The following is a 25854-nucleotide window of genomic DNA, read 5'->3' as shown; positions in this document are numbered from 1 at the left end:
TTAACAAATTATTACATAAAAAGAGATGTAAAAGAAAGAAACCATTAGTAAAATTCACTGTAAACCATTCGTTTACACAATAAAAAGAGAGGATAACTCTTTGAGCTACCCTCTCTTACTTCTATTAAAACAGATGAATGTTTTCTTTCTTGCAAGCTGCACGTAAATCGTCAGGCCATACAGAAGATTGAACTTCACCGATATGTGCTTTACGTAAGAAGTACATGCACATTCTTGATTGTCCAATGCCACCGCCGATTGTTAATGGTAGTACGTCTTCTAGTATACCTTTATGGAAATCATACTCACGTTTGAAGTCTTCACCAGTTTTCGTTAACTGCTCATCAAGTGATTTACTATCAACACGAATTCCCATTGATGATAACTCAAATGAAGATTGTAGTACTGGGTGCCAGAATAAAATGTCACCGTTTAATTTCCAATCGTCATAATCAGCTGCGCGTCCGTCATGCTTTTCACCTGAACGAAGTGCATCACCAATTCCGATAATGAAGACTGCACCGTGTTCTTTTGCAATTGCATGTTCACGATCTTTCGGTGTTAATTCTGGATATTTATCTTCTAATTCCTGAGAAGTAACGAAAACAATTTCTTCCGGTAAATACTTTCCAAGGAACGGATATTTTTCAAATAAGTGATCTTCTAAATCTTTGAATATTCCATAAATTGTTTGTACTGTTTTTTGTAAGTATTCAACAGTACGCCATTCTTTTTGAACGATTTTTTCCCAATCCCATTGGTCAACATAAATGGAATGCGTTGCATCAAGTTCTTCATCACGACGAATCGCGTTCATGTTTGTATATAAACCTTCACCAGCTTCATATCCGTATTCATGTAATGCAAATCGTTTCCATTTCGCTAGTGAATGAACAATTTCTAATTCTTCTCCTGAATGTAACATATCAAATTCAATTGGACGTTCTACACCGTTTAGGTGATCGTTTAATCCTGATTTTTTCGTTACGAATAATGGTGCAGATACGCGGAATAGTTCAAGGCGTTTTGCTAATTGGTCCTCGAAAAATGTTTTAACTTCCTTAATTGCGATTTGAGTCTCTCTTACTGTCATTAATGATTGATACATGGTGGTTTCCTCCTAAAATGTTTGGATGTTGTGAAAAGAAGCCAACAAAAAAAGCCCTTCTTTCCCAAAAAACTGGGACGAAAGGCTTTGGTTCCGCGGTACCACCCAAATTAGCAACAGAGGTTGCTCACTTATACAATACGGAGATGAAATATCTCGATACTGTTCTTCTTGTAACGGCGAAGTTCCCGGCTAAGTCTACTTTCCTATAAAGGATTTCGGTTAGCAACTCCAGGAGGTTCTTCATAATAGGCTTCGTATCAGGCTCACACCACCCCTGACTCGCTTAAACTACGTCCTACTACTACTCGTCCTTTCATAGTCGTTTTGTTGTCACATCTCTGAAACATTTTATTAATGATTATTCTATACAAAAAATAAAGAAAGTCAACAAAAAGTTTTAAAATGTTTTTCAATTCTTTATTTTACGGCTTTATTGATTGTTGTTAATTTAACATCTTTACTTTTTTTGCCTCGTCAATCCAAAAAATGTTTCACTGACCGAAACTAACGTATACACAACAATTAATGTGATCGTTCGGAATATAGAATCTGCAGTATTTCTTATTATTTTCATTTTCTTTATAATTCCTTTCAGTTTACTTGCAAATTCATGTTATACTATAGCATTCAAGCAGTTTATTTTTACTTAAAGCAATCATAGTCATTTATAAAGAGTATTTTCTAAATCATTGACTATTATCAAATAAGATTTTTATATAACGGAGTGATCATATGAGTAAAACGAAAGCAAAACCGAAAAAAGGTGTAGGACAAGGTACAGGAAGTAAAGGATGGAACCGTTGGCAATCAAGTGCAAAGAAAAAGGCAGCTGCCAAACCATACAAAAGTAAAGGTACAAAGAAGTAATTTAAATAACATTTGATTTCTTTACTTTGTACAAAACAAAATATAATTATTACAACAAAAAAGCTATGCCCTCATAAATTTGAAGGCATAGCTTTTTTATATTAAATCATTAAAATATCTCGAATTTCTTCCTCTGTGATTGAGGACAATTTCTCTTCTCCCGGCTCAATCACTTCAGCGATTAAATTTTTCTTACTTTCTTGCAGTTCATGCATTTTCTCCTCAATTGTTCCCTGAGCTACTAGCTTTATAACTTGCACTGTATTTTTTTGTCCCATTCGATACGCCCTATCGGCCGCTTGTTGTTCAACAGCTGGATTCCACCATAAATCATATAATATTACTGTATCTGCACCAGTTAAATTAAGTCCGGTACCACCAGCTTTTAAAGAAATGAGAAATAGATCTCCTTCTCCTTCGTTAAACCGATCGCACAGCTCTACACGATCCTGCGCTGGTGTACTCCCGTCTAAATAAAAGTATGGAATTGCTTGTCGATTTAACTCACGACCAATAATGGAAAGCATCTTCGTAAATTGAGAAAAAATTAATATTCTCTTCCCTGTACTTCTACATTCCTCTAAAATCTCTAACAGTTGTTCAAATTTAGCTGAACTTCCTTTGTAATCATCAACAAATAAAGCGGGATGACAACAAATTTGTCGCAATCTCGTTAAACCAGCTAAAATTCTAATTTTATTTTTACGTAACGTGTCTTTGTCTAAATGCTTTAACGTTTCTTCCCTTAACTTCGCTAAATAAGCAGCATAGAGACTCTTTTGATCGGGTAATAACTCCGATGATTGTAAGTGCTCTATTTTCTCTGGCAACTCATTTAATACGTCCCCTTTTAATCGTCTTAATACGAATGGTTTCACTCGCTTCGCTATATCTTCACGCCTTAAATCACCGAACTCTTTTCTTCCTGGTAATAATTCCGGGAAGACGACATGGAAGATAGACCATAGCTCTTCTAATGAATTTTCTACAGGTGTACCAGTTAGTCCGAAACGGTATTCAGCTTGAATTGTTTTCACAGCTCTTGCCGTTTGCGTTGTAGGGTTTTTAAACGCCTGTGCTTCATCAAGAAATAGTGTATGAAATGGTCTTGCATATAATCTTATATCTCTTCTCAGTAATGGATATGACGTGATTACGACATCAAATTCCGTTATATCTTTCAAAATTTTCCGGCGCTCTGCTTGGTTTCCATCTGCAATAACTGCTCTAATATGCGGGGCGAATTTTTTCAATTCACTAAACCAATTATAAACAAGAGATGATGGTGAAACGACTAATATTGGCAGTTTCTTTTCTCGAATCTCAGTCAAAACAGAATCTATAAAAGCAATGCTTTGCAACGTTTTTCCAAGTCCCATATCATCTGCTAAAATACCGCCAAAACGGTAATGAGCAAGTGTTTTCATCCATTCGAACCCATATACTTGATACTTTCTCATTTCTGCATTTAAAGTATTTGGCACAGCAAACTTTAATTTTTTCGGGTTTTGAATGTTTTCTACTAACTCTTGAACAGAATCATCCAAACTTAAAACATTGCCTTCATGAAGTCCGTTCATCCATTTTACACTTCGAATAAGCGGAACATTTACCTCTTCTCCATGTAAAAATTCTTTCCGAATACCTGATTCTTTTATAAACTGATTAATTTCATTAAACTCTTTACTCTCTAGCGATAAAAACGAACCATTCGCCAATCGATAATATTTACGTTTCTCTTCAAGGGCCGCTAATACACCTTTAATTTCTGCTTCTGGTATTCCTTTTATATCAAAACGAAATGACAACCAATCAATTCTTTCTTTTCTTCTCACTCTAATAAGAGGAACTGCATCCCCTTTACTAATTCGCAATTTGATTGCTGTCGTCGCATAAATATCAACTAAACCTTTTAATGTTGGCACGACGTGATATAAAAAGTTATACTCAGCTTCTTCATTATGCATAAAGTAACCGCCTTCTGTTTTTGCAAAGGCACTTTCACTCATAATGTCTAAAATCTCTTTTTCTTTTTTCTCATCACGATTAAAAACAGACGGCTGTCCATCCTCTTCTAGCGGATTAATCATGACGTTCCCATAGTGAAATTCAAGACCTGCTAATAAGCGATTTTTCACGCGGTCTAAATACAATTTCGCTTTTAGCGAAGGTGTTTCAACACGATCCGATATTACTTCATCAATGTGTACAGTTCCGAGCTTCATTAATCCTGGTACAACTTTCGCGACGAAATGTTCCATCTTACTTTCTGGAATATAAAACTGATTACTATTTGAGCGACTCATCATCTTTTGTAATTCAATAAGTCGCATACAATCTTCAATGTGTAAGTGATATAATTTCCCACCATAAAGTGCATTGTTATACATATCCATAACTTGTACACGATTTAGACCATCTATATGAAGTGTAAATCCGCCATTATTTCCCTTCGTAAATTCAAAGTGTAACGGCAACAAACCTTTTGAAACTTGTAATCCCTGAAACAGTTGTTTATTTTGTTTCAGCTGTACATATTCAACTTTAGAAAGTGAAGAGAGCATATCTTTCCATGAAGCTGGTGGTATAAATATCATACTTTCATCTTGTTTCGCATGTACTTCTAGCGCATCCTCATACATTTTTTCGTTATGATACATTTTAACGAGCTGCTGAATAATTGCATCCGTTTCTTGTTTAAAACTATGTACATCTGGTGTATATGTAAATTCATTTGAACAATGAAAAGACTCTCTTTTCTCCACCTTAGAAAGAAATTCTCTAATATGATTTATGAAATACACCTTGGCAAGTTTCAATTGAATTCCAAGAAGAGCACCACCACTTCTCGTAGCTACTGGTGTACATATAAACTCAATATCTAATATTTCACGTGTATCAAAACGGTGTTGTTTACTTTTTGGCCTCAGTGGTTTGTCTGCAAACAACTGAAACATACCACTTGTCAATTGATCATTTCTGTTACTAGTGGAGCTCATTCCACCTGTTTGTTGATTATAGTTTATTTGTATTAATACTGCTGCAACATGTTGACAGTACGTTTGAAAAGACGCTAATGAAGGACAACTACATTTCGCAACAACATCACCCTTCTTAGCTTTTTCTACTGTAACATGGAAATCCTCGTTCCCTTTTACTGTCGCCTCACAAATTTCTTTATTTTCATCGTAATGATCTATTATCACTTTATTTGATTTATAATAGGTTTCACCTCTTTTATATGAGGTCTCTCCACACACTTCTTTAATAATCGATTTATTCAATGTGAAACTCATCGCTTTGACACTTCCTTAATATAAAACCATTTTCTCTTACTTAACATTTTACATGCTCCACAAGAAAATATAAAATGTTGATTTAACAAAAAAAGATGCTTATTTATAAGCATCTTCTTCACTCTATCTCCATCAACCTCTTCGCCTCAAAATACAACACTTGAATAAACTTCTTCGTATTAATTCGCGTATGACCAGAAGATGCGAGTTCATCTTTCGTCATTTCTGTCATCCGTTTTCTAACTACGGTGAAATCGAAAAATTTTGGAGCATAGCTTTCAAATTTTGGATTTGAAAAGTCTGTTAGTCCTAAAGAAGCCAAATGATTTAACGACTGATAAATAGCTCGACGTACTCTTTGTTCAGACGCTTTTTTCTCTTTATCAATATCCGCACCTAAAGCTAGATTCCCTAATTTCCTTATCGTAATATGATGAAAAATTTCTTTTAACGCAGGAAAGCCAAACTCAAATGTCTGTGCCTTTTCTTGACCATATAAATATTCCAGCATACTAAGTAAATCTTTACTTCCATTCTCTCCCGCAATACCGAGTTCTGATAGTAAAAAGCGTCCTAAATCTCCTATCTTTTTTCCTTCTTGCACTGGTTCAGTACGCAATTGCGGTTTTTCCCACTGAAACACGTTATTCAATGATTTTTGAATATCATGTATAGAACGCTCCAATCTAATACGCTCCATCACTTTGCGTACAACAGATACAACTTCGATTTTATTTAATGGTTTCGTAATATAATATTCTACACCAAGTGTATATGCCTCACCTATAAGCTGCTTCGATTCCACTTGAGAAATCATAATGATTTTCCCCGTGAAAGTTGACGCAATGTGACGAACTGTTTCAATTCCGTCCCTCATCGGCATCAACAAATCAATAAATAAAATATCTACTTTTTTAAAATTTAGTTGATCCGCTTCAATAAAAGCTCCGTCATCCGCCTCACCAATTACTTCTCCAAGATCTCCATCTTCAATAATTTGCGAAAGCATCGAACGGAAAACTTCATCATCGTCTACGATATAATAAAACAAATCTATTCCCCTTCCCGCTTTAAACTACCCTCTGGTAAACAAACGATAAACTTACATCCTCTTTTATTTTCTCGGCCTTCTAATCTCACTTCTCCGCCTAGCTCTGTTACCATTTCATTTATGTAAGAAAGCCCAATACCAGTTGACGGTGTTCCCGTTTGATCATACTTGGAAGTAAATCCTGGCTTAAATACTAATTTCTTATACTTTTGTGCAATACCAGGTCCATCGTCAATTACTTCAAAAAATATATGTTGATCTCTTTTATATAGCTTAATAATAACGACACCTTTATCTTCAATTGCTTCAACTGCATTTGCAACTAAGTTATTAAAAATTGATAACACTGTATACACATGGTATGCAGCATGCTCACCTTCTATATGTTTAGAAAAACGTATATCCTTTTCTAGCATTTCAGCATACTTCTCGTTTATTCTAACAATCATTTCTGCTAACTCATGTCCTTCTACATATTCAGCCACATCTTTATCTAATAACAGTTTAGATAACCCTGCAAATATCCTTTGATTATCCTTTTTTATTTCATGCACTTCCCCCGCTATTTTCAATGCTGTTTTACTACTTGAATCAGCGCTTACTTGTAAATTTCGATATAGTTGATATGCTTCTTGTGTAATTAACTCCGCATTTTGTAACGTCTTTTTCAAATGAACAGATTCCACATATAAATTAGAAAGATGCATTAACATATTTTCATTTTCTTTTCGAACTTGCGATTCTTTTAATTTCGTTTCATATAAATTCATCATATTTAAAAAACCAAGTGCAAAGAAACTACGAAAAATAGCAATAATAATAAGTTTATTCACTTCAGAAATCGTTATTGTTGTACCTAGTACTAACATGTGATAAAACGCAAGTTCTGACATACTTGCAACAATTTCAATTGAAATTCCAAGGCATCCAATAATGATTGGTTTCTGATGGAACTTATTTACCCTACAAAGCGAAAAAAAACTGCCATAAATAAAATAATAGAAGAACACAGGATAACGCAAATAAAATGATTCTGTCATATGAAATGAACCTTGCATGATCCAGTCAAGACATACTCGGAATAAGACTACAGATATACCAACAAGAATACCTGCAACTCCTGCTGGTACTCTTCTTAAAAATAATAATAAAAAGAAGAATAGCGGTGTACCGAAGCTAACTCGAAACGTATCATTAAAGGGATGAAAGTTCAGCTCCCCAGCAATCGGAACAACGACCATTAATATAATTAAAAGGGACATATCTTTCTTCCATAATTGATTCCAATTCAAAGGTGACACTTCCTATACTTTTTTTCAGTAGTAAAAGTGAAAGCCCGCTTATTGTTATAAACGGGCTTTTTTCTATATTCTAACCTTTTCTACCGCTTTTATTTGGCGATACTCTGGCTTCCACATTGCTTCTTGCACTGCCATCTTGATATCGTTATCACTTAAGTTCACTCTTGCAACACCTTCTGCAACTGCAACTTTCGCTACTTCAATTGCAACCATTTCTGAGATATTACGTAATTCTTCGACCTCTGGTAAAATAGGTGCTCCTGGCTGACTTGTATCTACCATACTTGCAACTGCTTCAGCAGCCGCTGCGAACATTCCATCCGTCATGACGCTTGCTCGTACTACAATTGTTCCAAGACCAAGCCCTGGGAAAATAAGTGCATTATTTGATTGTCCAATCACATACGTTACACCGTTATATGTAACTGGTTCAAATGGACTTCCTGTTGCAACTAACGCTCTTCCTTCTGTCCACTCGATTAAATCTGCTGGTTTTGCTTCAGCAAGTGGCGTCGGATTCGACATTGGTAAAATGATTGGTCTTTCTACGTGAGAAGCCATTTCTTTAATAATCTCTTCTTTAAATGCACCTGCAACAGTAGATGTACCAATTAAAATTGTCGGTTTTACATGTTTCACAACTTCAGCAAGTCCGATCACATCATTTTCTTTCCACTCACTTACTTCTGCTTCTTTTCTTGCGTACGGAATTTGGAAATCAAGAAGATCTTCCATATTATCTGTAACTAACCCGTTACGATCAATACACCAGAAACGCTTATATGATTCTTCTTCAGATACGCCTACGCGGACCATCGCATCTCTAACTTGATCTGCGATACCGATTCCAGCCGTACCAGCACCAAATACAACAACGCGGTGTTCACTTAATGGTACACCAGAAGCTTTCACTGCCGATAATACTGCGGCAAGTGAAACTGCACCAGTACCTTGAATATCATCATTAAACGTACAAACGTCATGACGGTATTTATCTAAAATTTTTCGTGCGTTACGAGAGCTAAAGTCTTCCCAATGTAAAAGTGCTTTCGGGAATTGTTTATTTACTGATTGTACAAACGTATCAATAAATTTATCGTAAGCTTCCCCTGTTATACGAGGGTGACGATTTCCAATATAAAATGGATTGTTTAATAGTTCCTCACGGTTTGTACCTACATCTAAAATTACCGGTAATACGCGGCTAGGATCGATTCCAACTGCGGCCGTATAAACAGCTAGCTTTCCGATTGCAATGTTAATACCACCAACGCCCCAGTCACCAATTCCTAATATGCCTTCTCCATCTGTTACAACGACTAAATCAATGTTCTCAGCTGTTGCACCAATATTGGTGAATGCTTCTTCAATACCTGATGGATCGTTAATCGATAAATAAACACCACGTGGTTTACGATATTCATGACTATATCTTTGAATTGCTACACCGACAGTTGGTGTATATACAATCGGTAACATTTCACGTAAATGATCTGTTAATATACGATAAAATAATACTTCATTTCGATCATGTAACGCAGTTAAGTATACATTCTTTAATAAATCATCCGGCTGAGAACTAAATTGTTCGTATGCTCGGCGTGCCTGTTCTTCTAACGTTAAAACTGCTGGCGGTAATAACCCTTTTAAACCTAACTCTTCTCTTTCATTTTGTGTGAAAGCTACCCCTTTATTTAAAAGTGGTGTTGATAATACTTCTGCTCCTCTTAATGTTGTTTCTAATGCACCATTAGAAGCTACTGTAAACTTGCTCATAACATCCCTACCTCTATTCATATATAGCATTTCTATATTGTAAACAAAAAAGAGGGGCTTGTCCCCCCTCTTCTTTTAATTTTTCTTTAAAAGAGTTGCTCCTGCAATCCCTGGGTGCGTCATTTCGAATGGATCTAGAATTAACTCTAAGTCTTCTTGTGACAGTACACCATTTTTCACACAAAGTTCTCGAACGGATTGCCCTGTCGCGATTGCTTCTTTCGCAACGCGAGCTGCTGCTTCATAACCGATATGAGGGTTCACGGCTGTAATAATTCCTACACTCTTCTCAACATACTCTTTTAAGCGATCTTCATTCGCTTCAATTCCTTTTAAGCAATTATCTGTAAAGGCACGGAAACCGTTATTCATAATGCTAATCGATTGCAGTAAGTTGAAAACAAGTACTGGTTCCATAACGTTTAATTCTAATTGTCCTGCTTCTGAAGCAAGGCAAATTGTATGGTCATTACCAATTACTTGGAACGCAATTTGGTTAATAACTTCTGGCATAACAGGGTTTACTTTCCCTGGCATAATAGATGAACCTGGCTGACGAGCTGGTAACATAATTTCTGCTAAACCAACACGTGGACCTGATGCCATTAAGCGAAGGTCATTCGCAATTTTAGACATATTCATCATACATACTTTAAGTGCTGCAGATACTTCTGTGTATGCATCTGTATTTTGCGTTGCATCTACTAAGTCTTCTGCACCAACTAGTGGTAGTTCACTAATTGTAGCTAAATGTTTTACAACTGCTTCAATATATTCTGGGTCTGCATTTAAACCTGTACCAACTGCAGTTGCTCCCATGTTCACTTCATATAAGTGTTGACGTGATTGCTGAATTCGTTTCATATCACGTTCAAGTACACGAGAGTACGCTTTAAATTCTTGTCCAAGGCGAATTGGCACAGCGTCTTGTAAATGTGTACGACCCATTTTAATCACATGATCGAACTGTTCTGCTTTTAATTCAAATACATCGTGCATATAACCCATCGTTTGTAATAAACCTTCTAATGCGTTTAATGTAGCGATATGAATCGCTGTTGGGAATGCATCGTTTGTTGATTGCGCCATGTTTACATGACTATTTGGACTAATATAGTGATAGTCTCCCTTTTCCATTCCTAATAATTCAAGAGCACGATTGGCAATGACTTCATTTGCATTCATGTTCATTGAAGTACCTGCTCCGCCTTGAATTGGATCTACGATGAAATGATCATGCCATTTTCCATCAAGAATTTCTTGAGCAGCCTCTGCGATTGCGCCACCCTTGTTCAATTCCAATCTTCCTACATCTGTATTAGCAAGCGCTGCTGCTTTTTTTACAATTGCGAACGCTCTAATTAAACCTTCATGGATTTTGTATCCTGTAATTGGGAAGTTTTCAACTGCACGCATCGTTTGTACGCCGTAGTATGCATAGTTTGGTACTTCTTTTTCACCTAAAAAATCTTTTTCAATTCGAACACCATTTTTAACTTCAGTTAATGTTGCCATGATTATTCACTCCTTAACGATTTCTTATGCTGCTTTTGTTTCTTTGACTGTTTCTACATATTGTTTTGCTTTCTCATTATCGAATTCGCCTTCCCACTTCGACATAACAATGGCCGCTAATGCATTTCCTAATACATTGACAGATGAGCGAATCATATCTAAAATGCGGTCAATTCCCGCAATTAACGCGATACCTTCTAGTGGTAACCCCATTGAACCTAACGTTGCTAATACAACAACGAACGATGCACCTGGAACTCCCGCCATACCTTTGGATGTTAACATGAGAACGAATAATAACGTTATTTGCTCCGTTAGTGACATGTGCACACCGTACATTTGTGCAACAAACAATGCCGCTAACGCTTGATAAATAGCCGATCCAGTCAAGTTAAATGTATAACCTGTCGGAATTACGAAAGAGGCAACTGCCTTTGGACAACCGAACTCTTCCATTTTTCTCATTATATTAGGTAAAACAGCTTCTGAACTTGCTGTCGTAAACGAAAGAATCAGTTCTTCTTTTAAAATTTTTATTAATGTAAAAATGTTTACTCCAACCATTCGTGCATTAATACCTAATACAATCACAACGAATAGTATAACAGTTACGTATACAGCTAGCACTAGTTTTCCTAGCGGAAGTAATGTTGCTACACCAAATTTTGCAACTGTAACGGCAATTAATGCGAATACACCAAATGGTGCAAATTTCATAACTTGATTTGTAACCCAAAACATTGCTTCGAGTACGCCTTCAAAGAAGTTAAAAACAGGCTTTCCTTTTTCCCCAATTGCCGCAACTCCTAAGCCGAATAATACTGAGAAGAATATAATCGGTAATAGGTCACCTTGTGCAATCGATTCAAATACGTTTTTTGGTACAATGTGAACAATTGTCTCAGCAAAACCTTTCTTCTCCGTTGCATCTGCTGTTTGTTTATAAGAAGAAATATCACTTTGCTGTAAATTACTCATATCAACACCAGTACCTGGTTGGAATATATTCGCTGCAAGTAATCCCATTAAAATAGCAATCGTCGTAATAATTTCGAAATAAAGAATTGTCTTACCGCCCAGTTTCCCAAGCTTTTTCATATCTCCTACACCAGCTACTGCAACAATTAATGCTGAAATAACAATTGGTACTACAATCATTTTAATTAAGTGAATAAATATATCCCCAATTGGTGTGATATAAGAAATCGCCGTTTTATTGCCATAAAAGACTGCCCCTACTACAATCCCTAAAACAAGCGCGACAAAAATTTGTGTTGCCAATCCGAATTTTTTCATTTATGTTCATCCCCTTCATGCGAACGCTTTCAATTTGAATTTATAAAAGCTACTCACACATCTTATAAGCGAACCTACAAAATCATACAAAAACCTACAAGTTCGTCACAAAAAATTCAAATATTTTTCTTCTTTTTTTCATTGACACCATTTTGTTAAAAAACGATAAAATAAACTTGATAAGTAATCAGATTGTTTCGTATAATCAAAAAGATATATACTTAAAACAAATCAAAATGAAAAGGAGTGGATGTTATGAAAAACTATACAAAGCAATTCGTCCTATCTTCTTCTTTTCTTTTTCATTTTCTTAAAAAGGAACAAAGGCATTCGCCTTTGTTCCTTTTTTATTGCGATCTATATAGGGGGAATTGTTATGAGACCATATAAACGTGTCTTAATTAAATTAAGCGGCGGTGCACTTGCCGATCAAACTGGAAATAGCTTTAACTCCAAACGATTAGAACATATCGCAAACGAAATTTTATCCATTGTTGATTTAGGTATCGAAGTATCCATCGTCATCGGTGGCGGTAACATTTTTAGGGGACATCTAGCTGAAGAGTGGGGAATTGATCGCGTAGAAGCTGATAATATCGGTACGTTAGGTACAATCATTAACAGCTTAATGCTTCGCGGTGTTTTAACAAGTAAAACAAATAGAGAAGTACGCGTTATGACTTCCATTCCATTTAATGCAGTAGCTGAACCATACATTCGCTTGCGTGCAGTCCACCATTTAGATAACGGTTATATCGTTATCTTTGGAGGCGGTAACGGCCAACCGTTCGTGACGACAGATTATCCAAGTGTACAAAGAGCCATCGAGATGAATAGTGATGCCATATTAGTCGCAAAACAAGGGGTCGATGGCGTCTTTACAAGTGATCCAAAGCATAATAAATCAGCAAAAATGTACAGCAAACTAAACTATAATGATGTCGTTAGACAAAATATACAAGTCATGGATCAAGCGGCATTACTGCTTGCCCGGGACTACAATTTACCAGCACACGTCTTTAACTTTGATGAGCCTGGTGTCATGAAGAAAATATGTTTAGGCGAACATGTGGGGACGTTGATCAATGATGATGTTACGATGCTGGTGCATGAAAAATAATAATTCCCCACCAAAAAGGGTGCCTTTTGTAGGCACCCTTTCCTAATTCATCATCACAAATAGAAGTCAACCAATCCTGCCACTTTCTCCTTACAACGCTCCCAAAAAGATAACTTTTCAAAAAACTCTTTCGTCATTTCTTTCGAATCATGAAAATCCTCTGTTAACGCCTTATTAACTTGTCCTACAATAGGACCACCATAAATATAAAAATTCATTTCATCATTTATATTGAAGCTACGCGAAGTAAAGTTTGTTGTACCAATAACGGTTAATTCATTATCAATAAGCATTAATTTACCATGGAACATTCCTTTTTTATAACCATATACAGTAATCCCATTATTAACAGCTTGACGTATGTATGGATACGCCGCTTCTTTTATAAGAGGTAGATCCGGTTTATATGACCAAAGTATTTTTACTGTAACACCACGCTTTTGCGCCGCGATTAAAGCATTCATAGATTCTTTATTTTTCGCTATAAAATACGGTGTTGCAATTACAATGGAGTGCTGAGCTTGTTTTATGAGCTCTATATATTTTTCAGCAACGTAATGCCCATTGTAACTAGTCATAGTATGTAATGTATTCCCTTTACTAGCTTTATTCGTACTCCTCTTTATCTCTTCTTTCGTATCTCGTTTCCAATCTAAAGCGAATTGCTGTTCTAAATCTTTTGCTCCTTCTCCTTTAAGCCGCACATGATAATCACGCCAATATCCAAATCGCTTATCTTTCCCTAAGTACTCATCTCCTATATTAAATCCGCCTGTATAGCCAATTTCTCCATCAATCGTCGTAATACGGCGATGATTACGATGGTGAAGTGAATAAAATCCGAATGGTAATGTAGGTTTTCTACTATATGTAAAATGTACACCACTTTCCCGCAATTCATTTATCACCTTTCTTTCAAATGATAAATCATTAATACGATCAACTGATAAATAGACGTTTAATCCTTCTTTTGCCTTCTCTTTTAATAAGTTTAAAAAAGTATGGCTACTTTTATCATCCGACAAAATGAAGAAATAAGTGTAGATGGAGCTTTTAGCTTCTCTTATATCAGTAAATAATTGTTTATAAAAAGGCTTCCCTTCTACATATAATTGAAAGTCACTATAATGAGGCGCATACTCTGTCGGCATGTTTTTCCCAGCTTCCATTTTCCTACCTAAGGTAACATCGATATGCATCCATATTAAAATAAAAACGAAAATAGCAATAGCAATAGAAGTAACTCGCAATATTTTTTTAATCATTTTGATTTCCTTCCGATCATTTTCTTTCCACCTTTCTATTTTGTCATTCAAGTTTAGATTTCATGCTTCATACAAAAAAGGATGTGACTTAACGTCACATCCTTTTCACATTAAACAAAATTCCTCGCATCATTATTTCTTCCAAACTTATAAATCGCAATTAAGAAGAATGCAATCGCGAAAGCGAATAAAATTAAAATGTTTAAATACAACTCAGAGAATGGAATTCCTTGCTGTAGTTTCGATACTGTGTCTAACAACCAGCGCTGTGGAAGAAAATTAGCTACTTTTTGTACTGCACTTGGCATAATATCATATGGGAAATAACATCCAGCAAGTAAGCATGTTGGTACAATGACCATGTTTTGCATCGCATTTGCCGATGCTGAGTTTTTCGAAAAAGCTACAAGAACTAATGATATTCCAATTGCGATTAATGCAAATAGCATTAGTACGCCCATCATCACTATAAAAGGCATATTGATATTCGTATGAAAAACATTCGTTAGGAATAGGATTGTAATCAAAATTTGTACTGTTAGTATTATCATATTTACCCCGACATTAGATAATATGAACTTCTTCCCATCTATCGGCGTTGATAATAGTCTAAAGTACGTTCTATTCTCTTTTTCTTTTAAAATATGACCTGATAAGTTCGCTGCTGAAAACAGCATAAACATAATAAGGTAACCCATCGTTTGATTTGTCATATCTTTATTTTTCGAAGTATCTTCTAGCGTCTCAGTTTTCATTTTAAATGAACTTTTTTGATACCCTGCGTACATATTGTCGAATGTACTTTGATCTGTTCCTGCTACTTTACTAATAGCTGCTATATTATCAATATAATTATATAAATATGATTTTATAAATCCTGTTACTTGATCACCTTTAATCGATGAAATTTCAATATGCTCTGGTTTCCCTTCTCGAACACTTTTTGAAAAACCAGAATCTAATGTAATAACTCCATCAAGTTTTTTGGAAGTGAGTTTATCTTCTACTTCAGACTCCTTAACCTTACTCACATTCACATGATTTAATCCTTCTAAAAACTTTATCGTATCATTTGCTATCGGCTCATTTTCTTTATTTACAATCCCGATATTTAACGTTCCTTGCCCTACATTTCCGTATATCGAGAAGGAAATGAGCGTCCCTATTATCGGCAAGCTAATTATAATGAGTAAACTTTTTTTATTTTTCAAAAGCACAGATAACGTTTTTTGTATGAGCCATAAAATATCCTTCATACTATAGCCCCTCCCGTCTACGTAATGCAATAATTGCAATTAATAAAAAGAGTGCTGAAATTCCAATGTTTAAAGAAATGACTGGTAGTGCTGCCCCTACATCATTCGCATAAATAATTTTCATAACAGCTGTATTTGCCCAAGTTAATGGCGATAAGTTCGTAACGAAATTTTCTTCTACTACGAAATATGCACCTCCAAAAATAGAAGCTAATTGCACAACAACCATAATAATTGCCCTAGACGCTTCAGCTGTTTTCGTAATATATCCGATTCCTAAACCGAAGCTAATTGCTAGAAAGACTTGTGTTAATAAAATAAGAAATATGATTCCAAGATGGTCGCCCCAATTCGCTTGAAAAACAAATTTACTAAATAACATGACGAGTAATATGCACAGGGCATTCGCTACTATGCTACCTAGTACTTTTCCAATGAATATTTCAGCTTTACTTATAGGTGCAGCAATGAGACGATCTCCTGTTTTACGTATTCGTTCTCCTCGAATTAAAGAACTCGCTCCCATCGCAGCATATAGTGCAATCATCGTTGTCATTACAACCGCATAGTAATCCATAGAACCTGGTTTTTTCGCAGCTTGTAAAGATGTTTCTTTTATATAATCATTATGATTTCCATTTGAAATAACCGTACTAACCTTAGTAGGATTTACTTTTGCAACTTCGACCGCTACATTGTACTTATCAACAAATGTTGTAAGCATTCCTTCCACAATACTTCCCTCAATACTACTTTTGTCACTTCCATAAAATTTTGCACCATCTTTATTTAATTCTACATAAGCAGCATATTTATTTTGCTTCACTTCTTCTTTCCCGTCTATACTGCCGGAAGCTTTTTTAAAATGAATACCTGATTTATCGACTTCTTTCGTAAATGCTTCAAATGATTGAGAAAATGTGCTACTCGCTTCATCTTTGTATAGCACTTGTATATCCTTAATCGATTGACTATCACTATTAAATGCATTACTTAACGCTGTTCCTAACACAAGCATAAGCACAATCGGAAATGCTAACATAAAAACTAAAGTTCTTACGTCTCTGAAATCTCTTTTAATATGCATAATTGCAATATTGAAGATGTTCAATTGATGAACCTCCCTTTACCTTTTCTTCATTTACTTTTTATTTATCTCGTAAGTTTCTTCCCGTCAATGTAAGGAATACTGTTTCTAAGTTGGGAGCCTGCTCCTCTAATGAACGAATTTCAATATCATGATTGATACAGTGTTGAATGATTTTATTTAAATTATTTAATCCCGCATCAGAATTCACTTTAATTACGTTTTCTTCAATTTGAACTGCTTTCACACCGTTTATCTCTTTTAATTTTTCTACATCTAAATTCTCTACCGATTTCACTTCAATCCAAATATCTTTCGTGTCAGTAATAATTGCTTTTAACTGTTCTTTCGTTCCTTCTGCAATTACTTTACCGTGATCTACTATCGCTATTTTCGTACAAATCTCTTCTACCTCTTCCATGTAGTGACTCGTATAAATAATTGTACTTCCCATTTCATTTAATTTACGTACTGACTGCAAAATGTAGTTTCTTGATTGTGGATCAATTCCAACTGTCGGTTCATCCATAATAATTAACTTCGGTCTATGTGCAATTGCACAAGCAATATTCAATCTCCTTTTCATACCACCAGAAAAGTTCTTCGGATAGCTTTTCTGTTTATCACTAAGTCCTACAAATTGAAGAGCTTCCTCTACCCTAGCTTTTAATTCGGCTCCTCGTAATCCGTACAATCCAGCAAAGAATTTCACATTTTCATAGGCAGTTAGCTCTTCATAAATCGCAATATCTTGCGGAACAATACCGATATTCATTTTCGCAAATCGATTATGTTTCTTTATATTTTTTCCTAGTATGCTAATTTCACCTTCATTACTTCTTAACAAACCAGCAATCATATTTATCGTTGTACTCTTACCAGCACCATTTGATCCTAAAAAGCCAAATATTTCTCCTTCTTTAATAGATAAAGACATATTATCAACTGCGATGAAATCACCAAATTTTTTCGTTAAATTTTTAATTTCTAATGTATTCATCATTTTCACCCCTATTTTGGTTTCTCTGCTTTTAGTATAAACAAAAAGAATGAACCTGCTCAGTGCAGAAGTTCATTCTTTTCACATGAGAATATTCACTTTTTTCATATGAGATGGTTCATCCTCGTACCATTCTCTTTATATTGGCAACAACATCGTTACTGAAAAACCACTTTTCCCATCTACAATAATTTTTCCGTTTACAGACGCCGTTCGCTCCTCCATCCCCATAATACCGAGACCTTTTTTAATAAGAGCTACCCCTTTTCCGTTATCCTTCACTTGTACCTTTACCATCTTGTTAAGTACATGAATATCTATAGAAATGACTGTCGCATCAGCATATTTCATTGCATTTGTTAGTGCTTCTGTAACATTCTCACCGATAATTTTCCACTGAATGGGAGAAATCATATCTAAGTTCCCTTTGTATACAAAAGGAATATTCACATCATTCTTACCGGCAAATTCCTCTATGAATAATTTCATACGATGAATGCCAATTTGCTCAGTTGGTGGCTTCATATTTTTTAATGTAATGCGAATACTTTCAATTCCATCTTTTGAAATGTGAATTGCATTTTGTAATAACTCCGCAGATTTTTCTTTATCTATTTCCATTAACCTTTTTGCTGCTTCCATTTGAATTAATGCACCCGTCATCGAGTGGCCAATTTTATCATGAATTTCTTGTGATAACCGATTTCTCTCTTCTAGCTTAAACGTGTATTCTGATTGTCTTATGTACTCTTTATTTTCATGTAAGTTTTTCGTAAGTCGTTGCATATCTTTTCGCATCTTATCATTTTGCGATTCAAGCTTTACTACACGCGATATATATCGATCTGCAATAGTTAAAACGAGAAAAGAAAATGCAACAATTAATCCATAAGTCATTCGAATACTTTCATCTGCAATTGTAATTGGGAGCATCATAATGACAAAGCGTGGCCAATTCTTTTCTATGTAATGGAATGTAATTTCGTATAAGTTCAAAGGTAAAAACAAAATAAAAAATGGATGAACCCTCCATGTAAATAACATAATTACGCCAATTGACATACAAATTAATATTTTTTTATACGTATCTTTTTTAAATATAGAAATCATTACGTTTACAGAGAGGTAAATAAGTAAAGTAAATATAACCCACGGTAAATTTACTACATTTGCGTAAATATAACTAAACACAATATATAAAAAAACAATTAATTTACTTACAGTTAGCCAAAATTCCATATCATTAATCTACTTTCCCTGTTAAGTAATAAATCGCAATTTGTGTGCGATGTTCAAGTCCAGTTTTCCCTAAAACTGACGTAATATAATTTGCAATTGTTCCTTCAGATATAAAAAGCTGTTTCGAAATTTCTTTATTTGAGAAACCTTTTGCAATTAATGCGATAATACTAAGCTCCCTTTCTGTGAAAAGGCTCTTATCAATTTTACATTCTTCCCCTTTACTTTCCATTAAATTAGACTTAATTTTATCGAGGACAACATCTTGCATAACAGTTTGACCGTTATATACTCCTTTTATCGCATCACGAATACGCTCTGGATCGTTATTTTTTAACAAATAACCTTTCGCTCCGTTTTTTACTGCATCCAAAATATATTCATCATCATCAAACGTCGTTAAAATAAGCGGTTTTGTTTTCGTCTCTTCACAAATGAATTTCGTCGCCTCTACCCCGTTCATATTTGGCATACGAACATCTAATAGAGCGATATCAACGTCGTTCTTTTTGCAATACTCCACTGCTTCTTTCCCATCATTTACTGTATCTACTACTTCAAACTCTTCGTATGTATTTAAAATAATTTTCATGCCCTCTCTAATAAAAGAGTTATCATCTGCTATCAATATTTTAATTTTCATGTTTGTTAGTATGGACCTTCCCCTACTAACATTCACATCCTTTCTACGTGTAACATTTCCCACTTGCTCATTATATACTTCTCTTTACCATTTTTTCACACCTTTTTTCATCTAGCTCTCCTACAAAAAATATATTATTCTTTTTTTATAAAATGTGTAGGGTGACTTATCATTCTTTACGTCTATATAATAGAATGCGTCAAAAAGGAGGGAGAGACCCATTGAGGAAAAACAATTAATTGAAAAAGCACAACAAGGAAGCGAACATGCTTTTCGTATCCTTGTGCAAACATATCGTCATTATATTTTCCAAGTTATCTTTTCTATTTTAAGACATGAAGAAGATGCGAAAGATGTTACACAAGAAGTATTCGTAAAAATTCACGCCTCTCTCCCTAATTATCAATTTCGCGGATTAAAAACGTGGATGGCGCGTATTGCCACCAATCACGCTATTGATTATAAGAGGAAGAAAGCTAGAGAAAACGAAGAACTCTCCTTATGTAAAGAAACTGAGGGAAATATAAAATCCTCTCATAATATTGAGGATTTATTATTGACGAAAGAGCAAAAATTACTCATCGCTCAAAAACTGAGAGAACTTCCGGAAAATTACCGTGACGTTGTTCTCGCACATTACTTAGAAGAAAAAAGCTATCAAGAAATTGCTTTACAGGAAAACATCGAAGTGAAAACAGTTGAAATGAAACTGTATCGGGCACGAAAATGGATTAAAAAACATTGGAAGGAGGAAGAGTTTCTATGATGCATTATTCAAAAGAAGATTGGCGCAATTATACATTAGATTTTATAGAAAACAATAAACGTGAATCTATGGAAGAACATCTTTACGAATGTGATCATTGTTTAACACTTTATATGGAAAGTATTGATGAACAACATGAAAACCTTCCAATGATAAATGATGATTCATTTACGAACGAAGTTATGACGCAAATTAATTTTGAAACGCTACAACCTAATGAAAATATAAAAACAAACTCACTAAAACGCACAATTATTCACTACATAATTGCGACTGCAGCTACAATTATTTTTATGGTAAGTGGTTTATTCCAATATATTTTTACAGCGACATCAAATTTCGAGAAATCTTCAAAACATAACGAGTCTTCTATCTCACAACAAATTGTAAACAAATCGGTAGATACATCAAAAAAGGACGGAGGTTTAAAGCATGAATAAAAACCCCTTTTTAGCACTTGTATTAGGGCTAATTCCTGGGCTTGGACATTTATACTTAAAAAAGCTAGGACGGTTTATTTTATATAGCGGAGGATCTTTATTTCTATTCTCCTTTGCAGTATTTTGTACCATAGTAGTAAGAGAACGTGATATTGCTTTTCTTTCTCTATTTTTACTAGCTGTTCTATGGGTAATTAACTTACTAGATTTAGTTATCACCATTATAAAACAAACGAAAAAACAAGAAGCTGGAGAATTGATAAATCCCTCTAAAGAGAGCGAACGATTTTATATCATTCTCCTATCCATCATCCCTGGACTTGGCCATTTCCAATTAGGACTTATGCAACGCGGACTTACATTTTTAGTAGCTTGCACAGGAATCGGCAGTATGATCATTTTCGTTGCACTTTTGACATCGCAAGAAAGTTTTCTTATCTTCCTTATTACGTTACCTGTTTTATGGATTTATAATTTCTTTGACGTTGTTCAGCAACTACAGAAAAAAGAACGTGGCGAGCAATTAATTGACCGTACTATTTTCGAAGATTTTGAAGAACATCGAGAGCAAGGAAAGAAAAGTAAAACATTTGCTTCTATTTTAGCGATGTTCCCTGGAGCAGGTCATATGTATTTAGGTTTACAACGCCGTGGTCTTCAGCTTATGGCAGCCTTTTTACTATCTATTTATTTACTCGACTTATTAAGACTTTCTGCGTTTTTATTTTTAGTACCAATCATTTGGTTCTATAGCTTTTTTGATGCGTTACAGCAAACAGCAAAATACGGAAAAGAACGAGTACAAGACGAACCCATTATCGATTATTTTATAAATCATCAAAGATGGATTGGTATCGGATTAATTACACTCGGTGGTTATTATTTATTAAATCAAACAGTCCTTCCTATTTTGAATGATTATTTTGTAACTATATTTAATATTCATCTTAGTGAACTATATTATCGCTATTTCCAGACATCTATCGTTGCGCTCCTTTTAATTGGTGGGGGCTTTAAATTGTTACTTGGAAATAAAGAAAACAAAGGTGGGACAAGCGAATGAGGACTTGGCGTGTTGGAACATTCTCAATGGGGCTTTCTATTATATCGTTAGGGTGCTTTTTACTATTTTCAGTCGTAAAAGGAATTCAAGTATTAGATACACTAACTGCATGGTGGCCAGTTTTACTTATCATACTTGGAGCTGAAGTTTTACTATACCTTCTATTTTCTAAGAAGGAACAATCATTTATTAAATATGATATTTTTAGTATTTTCTTTATCGGTGTTTTAGGAAGCGTCGGAATTGCTTTTTACTGTTTATTATCAACTGGATTACTAGAAGAAGTTCGTCATTCTATTAACACAACGAGGCAAACGAGTAATATTCCAGACGGACAATTTGATATACCTGAATCTATCAAAAAAATCGTAGTAGATGCGGGACATCAACCTCTAACGATAGAGGGAAATAATACAAATCAAATTCATCTTTTGGGAACTTATGAAATGACGACGAAAGCAAATGAAAAACTCAATTTAAAACGAGATGATTTCCTTTCGGTTCAAACGGCTGGAGAAACGATGTACATCACTTTAAAATCATTACCTGTTCAGCATACGTTATTTAACTCAGCACCACAGGTGAAACCAACGCTTGTTCTTCCGCAAAATAAAAATGTGGAAATTCGCGCTTCAAATAACGAGCTATCTCTTTATCCTGGCCAATTACAAAATAATTGGTTTGTACAAAACAACTCAAGTGTATCTGTTCATTTAGCTAAAGAAAGTGATGTTTCTTTAACAGCAATAACAAATCAAAAAGAAACACACGGAAACACACCTTGGGAGCAAGTAGAAGATTTAACGAAAAAAGAAAATAATTCTTCAGAAGAACATCCAGAATTAAACGAGCAAGAACATTGGTATAAAAATTCGATTAAAACTGGAAATGGGACGTACAAGTTAAATATTGAGAAAGCTTATAATTTGAATATGAGCGTTATCGAAAAATAAGAAAAACCTTCCACAATTGTGGAAGGTTTTTCTTATATAATCGCTTTAATTCCTTCTAACACTAATCCAATCATAAATCCGCAAACCGCCCCGTTCACTCGGATCCACTGCAAATCTTTACCGACATTATTTTCAATCATTTCGATTAACGTTTTATCATCTAACTTATCAAGATTTTCTTGTACAAGCTTACCGATTTTCGAATGGTTTTTTTCCACAAGTGTAACAACTTGTTTTTGTAACCAATCTTCTATTTTTTGAACAATCATCTCGTCTTCTTTTATTTTGTTCATTTGTTTTTGTAAAAATGGAATAACATATTTATCAGCAAATTCTTCATTATTTACAAAAGCAACTGCTCTTTGTTGTACTTGCTCTAGCATCTCTTTTATTTTGTCAGTAGCATTCCAATTCGCAATCCACTTTTCTTTCCAATTTTCTAATTCCTTTAATAAGGCTTCATTTTCTTTTACATTGATAATTTCTTGACGAATCTTCGCTAATATAAGTTGTCTTGTGCTATTATCAGCCTCTTGTAAGCTGTTAATATTACTAATGATAAACTTCTGCAAAATGCCGCCAATTTTATCTTCATCTACAATATTCATAAATGATTTCAAAGTAAACTGCAAGAATCCATCTACTTTTATATTTTCCATCGCCTTCATACCTAAGCTACCGAGCTGGTAACGAGCTTCATCTTGCGCTGTCCAATCTTTTACCTTCACTAATATGTAATCAAGTGTCTTTTCATCATATTCTTGCACAACTAATTGATCAACAAGCACTTGTAAAATGTTACTTGTATTAATTGTATGCAAATATGTTTTTAATTCTTTTTCAATAATAACAGCTAACTTTTCTGTATCTATTGTAACAATTGCTTTCTCTGCAATCGTTACAATCCCCTTTTTCACAGCATCAGACTGCATTTCTCTCTCAGCAATTTGCAGTACCATTTGTGCTAACTGCATCTCTTTTACTTTATTCGTAATACTTTCTTTCGTCAGCCATTCATTTTCTAGCGTATGAATGAGTCCTTTCGTTACCCGTTTACGGTTTTTAGGTAACAAAGCTGTATGCGGAATTGGTATTCCCATCGGATGACGGAATAAAGCTGTAACCGCGAACCAATCCGCAAGTCCACCAACCAATCCAGCTTCAAATCCACCTTGTATAATCTCTCCAGCTACCGTTCCTTGAAAAGGGATAGAAGCCGCAAAGCCGACACCCATAACCCCAAGCGAAATACCCGCTATATATTTAGTCTGTAATGACATCGTATACACATCCTCTTATTATGTAAAATAAAGCTTTTTTGTTGTATTTATTCAATATTAGTTATCCTTTATATATACTATAAAGAACTATTGTGAAAATAACAAAGATTTTTATGTACATAAAAAAATGAGGCTACAACTAGCCTCATTTTTCTTATACCGTTAATTCCAAACCTTTCCTATAATACTCATTCATTACATCTTTTGGAACCATACTTCCACCCGTTCCCCACACAATATGAGTACCTTTTTTCACCTTCTCTGTTACCTGTTGCTTTTGTAAATACTCACCTTCTTTGCATACTTTCACTGGCCCTATCATACCTGCTAGTGCAGAAGGCTCTAAATAAATATTCTCAGTATCAGCTAGTTCTTTTAACAATCTATATAACTCTTCATCACTTACTGTGTAATTCCCACTCAAAAATGGTTCCATCGTTTTACCGACAAATCCAGATGGCCTTCCTACCGCAAGTCCATCCGCATCTGTTACATTATCAATTCCGATATCTTGAACGGAAATTTTGTCATGAAGGCCTGTCATTAAGCCGAGTAACATACAAGGAGAATGTGTTGGCTCTGCAAAGTAACAATGAACATTATCTTTATACAATAACTTTAAACCGAATGCTACTCCGCCAGGTCCTCCTCCTACTCCGCACGGAAGATAAACAAATAAAGGATGATTTGCATCTACTACAACCTCTAACTCTTCTAATTGCTTTTGTAATCGTGATGCGGCTACTGCGTATCCTAAAAATAAATCATGCGAGTTTTCATCGTCTACAAAATAACAGCTAGGATCCGCATCCGCTTGTCTTCTTCCTTCTTCTACTGCTTTGCTATAATCATCTTCATATTCAATAACGTTTACACCTTTACTTCTTAATAAATCTTTCTTCCATTCTTTTGCGTCTGCTGACATATGAACAGTTACATTAAAACCTAGATTCGCACTCATAATCCCTATGCTAAGTCCTAAATTCCCTGTAGAACCTACTGCAATTGAATATTTCGAGAAAAACTCTCTACATGTATCACTATCTAAAACGGAATAATTATCTTCTTCTGTTACCATTCCGTGCTGCAATGCTAGTTGCTCAGCATGTTTCAACACTTCATAAATGCCGCCCCTAGCTTTAATTGATCCTGATATTGGAAGATGACTATCACATTTTAATAATAATTCTCCTAAAATAGGTTGCTCATATTTTCTCTCTAAAGCTTCTTTCATAGAAGGTATTTTCACTAAAGGTGATTCAATTATGCCGTTCGCCCCTTTCGTTTCAGGAAAAACTTTCGCAATATATGGTGCAAAACGCTTTAATCTCTCTTCCGCATCTTTTACATTCTCTTCATTAAGTGGTGAATCTTTTATTGCTGTTTCATACTTTTCTATGTTTGGATTTATCCAAAATACTTCTTCTGTTGCAATAAGCTTATTCACTAATGGATATTCTGCTTGTAATGCCCCTATTTCTTTCATTTTGTTTCCTCCTTATATCCTTGTAGCTCACCATACAATAAAT

At 34.8% G+C, this 25854-nt stretch carries 21 protein-coding genes and 1 other annotated feature; of the genes, 6 read left to right on the top strand and 15 right to left on the bottom strand.

The window, feature by feature from the left end; translation table 11 throughout:
* Positions 1-124: 124 nt before the first annotated feature.
* Complete coding sequence (gene asnA, locus N2V79_RS09030; protein ID WP_000284916.1) at positions 125-1108, bottom strand: aspartate--ammonia ligase; 984 nt, start codon at positions 1106-1108, stop codon at positions 125-127.
* Between the two features lie 70 nt (positions 1109-1178).
* Positions 1179-1437: a binding site (T-box leader), on the bottom strand.
* Positions 1438-1843: 406 nt separating this feature from the next.
* On the opposite strand from asnA, the gene N2V79_RS09025 reads away from it, so the two are divergent.
* Positions 1844-1978, top strand: coding sequence for a DUF3934 domain-containing protein (locus N2V79_RS09025; protein ID WP_000047588.1), 135 nt, complete (start codon positions 1844-1846; stop codon positions 1976-1978).
* A gap of 101 nt (positions 1979-2079) precedes the next feature.
* Here N2V79_RS09025 and N2V79_RS09020 read toward each other — a convergent pair whose 3' ends face one another.
* The 6 genes from N2V79_RS09020 to N2V79_RS08995 all read right to left on the bottom strand — a co-directional run bounded on the left by N2V79_RS09020 (position 2080) and on the right by N2V79_RS08995 (position 12213).
* Complete coding sequence (locus N2V79_RS09020) at positions 2080-5274, bottom strand: DEAD/DEAH box helicase (protein WP_340719788.1); 3195 nt, start codon at positions 5272-5274, stop codon at positions 2080-2082.
* Positions 5275-5392: 118 nt separating this feature from the next.
* Complete coding sequence (locus N2V79_RS09015) at positions 5393-6325, bottom strand: response regulator (protein ID WP_069355382.1); 933 nt, start codon at positions 6323-6325, stop codon at positions 5393-5395.
* 2 nt (positions 6326-6327) lie between these two features.
* The gene (locus tag N2V79_RS09010) at positions 6328-7626 is read right to left on the bottom strand and encodes a sensor histidine kinase (protein ID WP_327886894.1); all 1299 of its coding nucleotides are present in this window, start codon (positions 7624-7626) and stop codon (positions 6328-6330) included.
* A 63-nt stretch (positions 7627-7689) separates the two neighbouring features.
* On the bottom strand, positions 7690-9402 hold the full coding sequence (gene malS / locus N2V79_RS09005) for an oxaloacetate-decarboxylating malate dehydrogenase (protein WP_340719787.1): 1713 nt from the start codon (positions 9400-9402) through the stop codon (positions 7690-7692).
* A 75-nt stretch (positions 9403-9477) separates the two neighbouring features.
* Complete coding sequence (gene aspA / locus N2V79_RS09000) at positions 9478-10917, bottom strand: aspartate ammonia-lyase (protein ID WP_053564786.1); 1440 nt, start codon at positions 10915-10917, stop codon at positions 9478-9480.
* 24 nt (positions 10918-10941) lie between these two features.
* Complete coding sequence (locus tag N2V79_RS08995) at positions 10942-12213, bottom strand: cation:dicarboxylate symporter family transporter (RefSeq protein ID WP_000713291.1); 1272 nt, start codon at positions 12211-12213, stop codon at positions 10942-10944.
* 376 nt (positions 12214-12589) lie between these two features.
* Here N2V79_RS08995 and pyrH point away from each other — a divergent pair, with 376 nt between their 5' ends.
* Complete coding sequence (gene pyrH / locus N2V79_RS08990) at positions 12590-13333, top strand: UMP kinase (protein ID WP_001248059.1); 744 nt, start codon at positions 12590-12592, stop codon at positions 13331-13333.
* Between the two features lie 53 nt (positions 13334-13386).
* Here the strand turns inward: pyrH and cls are convergent, their stop codons facing one another.
* The 6 genes from cls to N2V79_RS08960 form a co-directional block, all read right to left on the bottom strand.
* A complete protein-coding gene (gene cls, locus N2V79_RS08985) occupies positions 13387-14598 on the bottom strand; it encodes a cardiolipin synthase (protein WP_053564787.1) in 1212 nt (403 codons plus the stop codon).
* A 110-nt stretch (positions 14599-14708) separates the two neighbouring features.
* Entirely contained in the window at positions 14709-15854 is a 1146-nt protein-coding gene (locus N2V79_RS08980) for an ABC transporter permease (protein WP_340719786.1), read from the bottom strand.
* Position 15855: 1 nt separating this feature from the next.
* Positions 15856-16965, bottom strand: coding sequence for an ABC transporter permease (locus N2V79_RS08975; protein WP_061660329.1), 1110 nt, complete (start codon positions 16963-16965; stop codon positions 15856-15858).
* 37 nt (positions 16966-17002) lie between these two features.
* Complete coding sequence (locus N2V79_RS08970; RefSeq protein WP_001093818.1) at positions 17003-17941, bottom strand: ABC transporter ATP-binding protein; 939 nt, start codon at positions 17939-17941, stop codon at positions 17003-17005.
* Between the two features lie 138 nt (positions 17942-18079).
* On the bottom strand, positions 18080-19180 hold the full coding sequence (locus N2V79_RS08965) for a sensor histidine kinase (protein WP_340719785.1): 1101 nt from the start codon (positions 19178-19180) through the stop codon (positions 18080-18082).
* A 4-nt stretch (positions 19181-19184) separates the two neighbouring features.
* Entirely contained in the window at positions 19185-19823 is a 639-nt protein-coding gene (locus N2V79_RS08960; RefSeq protein WP_029441951.1) for a response regulator transcription factor, read from the bottom strand.
* Between the two features lie 283 nt (positions 19824-20106).
* On the opposite strand from N2V79_RS08960, the gene N2V79_RS08955 reads away from it, so the two are divergent.
* The 4 genes from N2V79_RS08955 to exsE are packed head-to-tail and all read left to right on the top strand — an operon-like array spanning position 20107 to position 23045.
* Positions 20107-20589 carry an RNA polymerase sigma factor gene (locus N2V79_RS08955; protein ID WP_232339738.1) on the top strand — a complete coding sequence of 161 codons (483 nt, stop codon included), beginning with the start codon at positions 20107-20109 and terminating at the stop codon, positions 20587-20589.
* On the top strand, positions 20586-21029 hold the full coding sequence (locus N2V79_RS08950; protein ID WP_000972341.1) for a hypothetical protein: 444 nt from the start codon (positions 20586-20588) through the stop codon (positions 21027-21029). The genes N2V79_RS08955 and N2V79_RS08950 overlap by 4 nt, the downstream gene beginning before the upstream one ends.
* Positions 21022-22092 carry a hypothetical protein gene (locus N2V79_RS08945; RefSeq protein WP_069355377.1) on the top strand — a complete coding sequence of 357 codons (1071 nt, stop codon included), beginning with the start codon at positions 21022-21024 and terminating at the stop codon, positions 22090-22092. The genes N2V79_RS08950 and N2V79_RS08945 overlap by 8 nt, the downstream gene beginning before the upstream one ends.
* Positions 22089-23045, top strand: coding sequence for an exosporium protein ExsE (exsE, locus tag N2V79_RS08940; RefSeq protein WP_016082118.1), 957 nt, complete (start codon positions 22089-22091; stop codon positions 23043-23045). Before N2V79_RS08945 ends, exsE begins: the two co-directional genes overlap by 4 nt.
* Before the next feature lie 32 nt (positions 23046-23077).
* Here the strand turns inward: exsE and N2V79_RS08935 are convergent, their stop codons facing one another.
* Both N2V79_RS08935 and N2V79_RS08930 read right to left on the bottom strand, forming a co-directional pair.
* On the bottom strand, positions 23078-24325 hold the full coding sequence (locus N2V79_RS08935) for a DUF445 domain-containing protein (RefSeq protein ID WP_340719784.1): 1248 nt from the start codon (positions 24323-24325) through the stop codon (positions 23078-23080).
* A 154-nt stretch (positions 24326-24479) separates the two neighbouring features.
* Positions 24480-25811: a D-serine ammonia-lyase gene (locus N2V79_RS08930; RefSeq protein WP_106822459.1), complete on the bottom strand. Its 1332-nt coding sequence runs from the start codon at positions 25809-25811 to the stop codon at positions 24480-24482.
* Between the last annotated feature and the right edge of the window lie 43 nt (positions 25812-25854).

The organism is Bacillus sp. CH_70, assembly GCF_038007045.1.
GTDB lineage: Bacteria > Bacillota > Bacilli > Bacillales > Bacillaceae_G > Bacillus_A > Bacillus_A cereus.
Note: the sequence above shows the minus strand (reverse complement) of the source record. Positions and strands in the feature narration are given on the sequence as shown.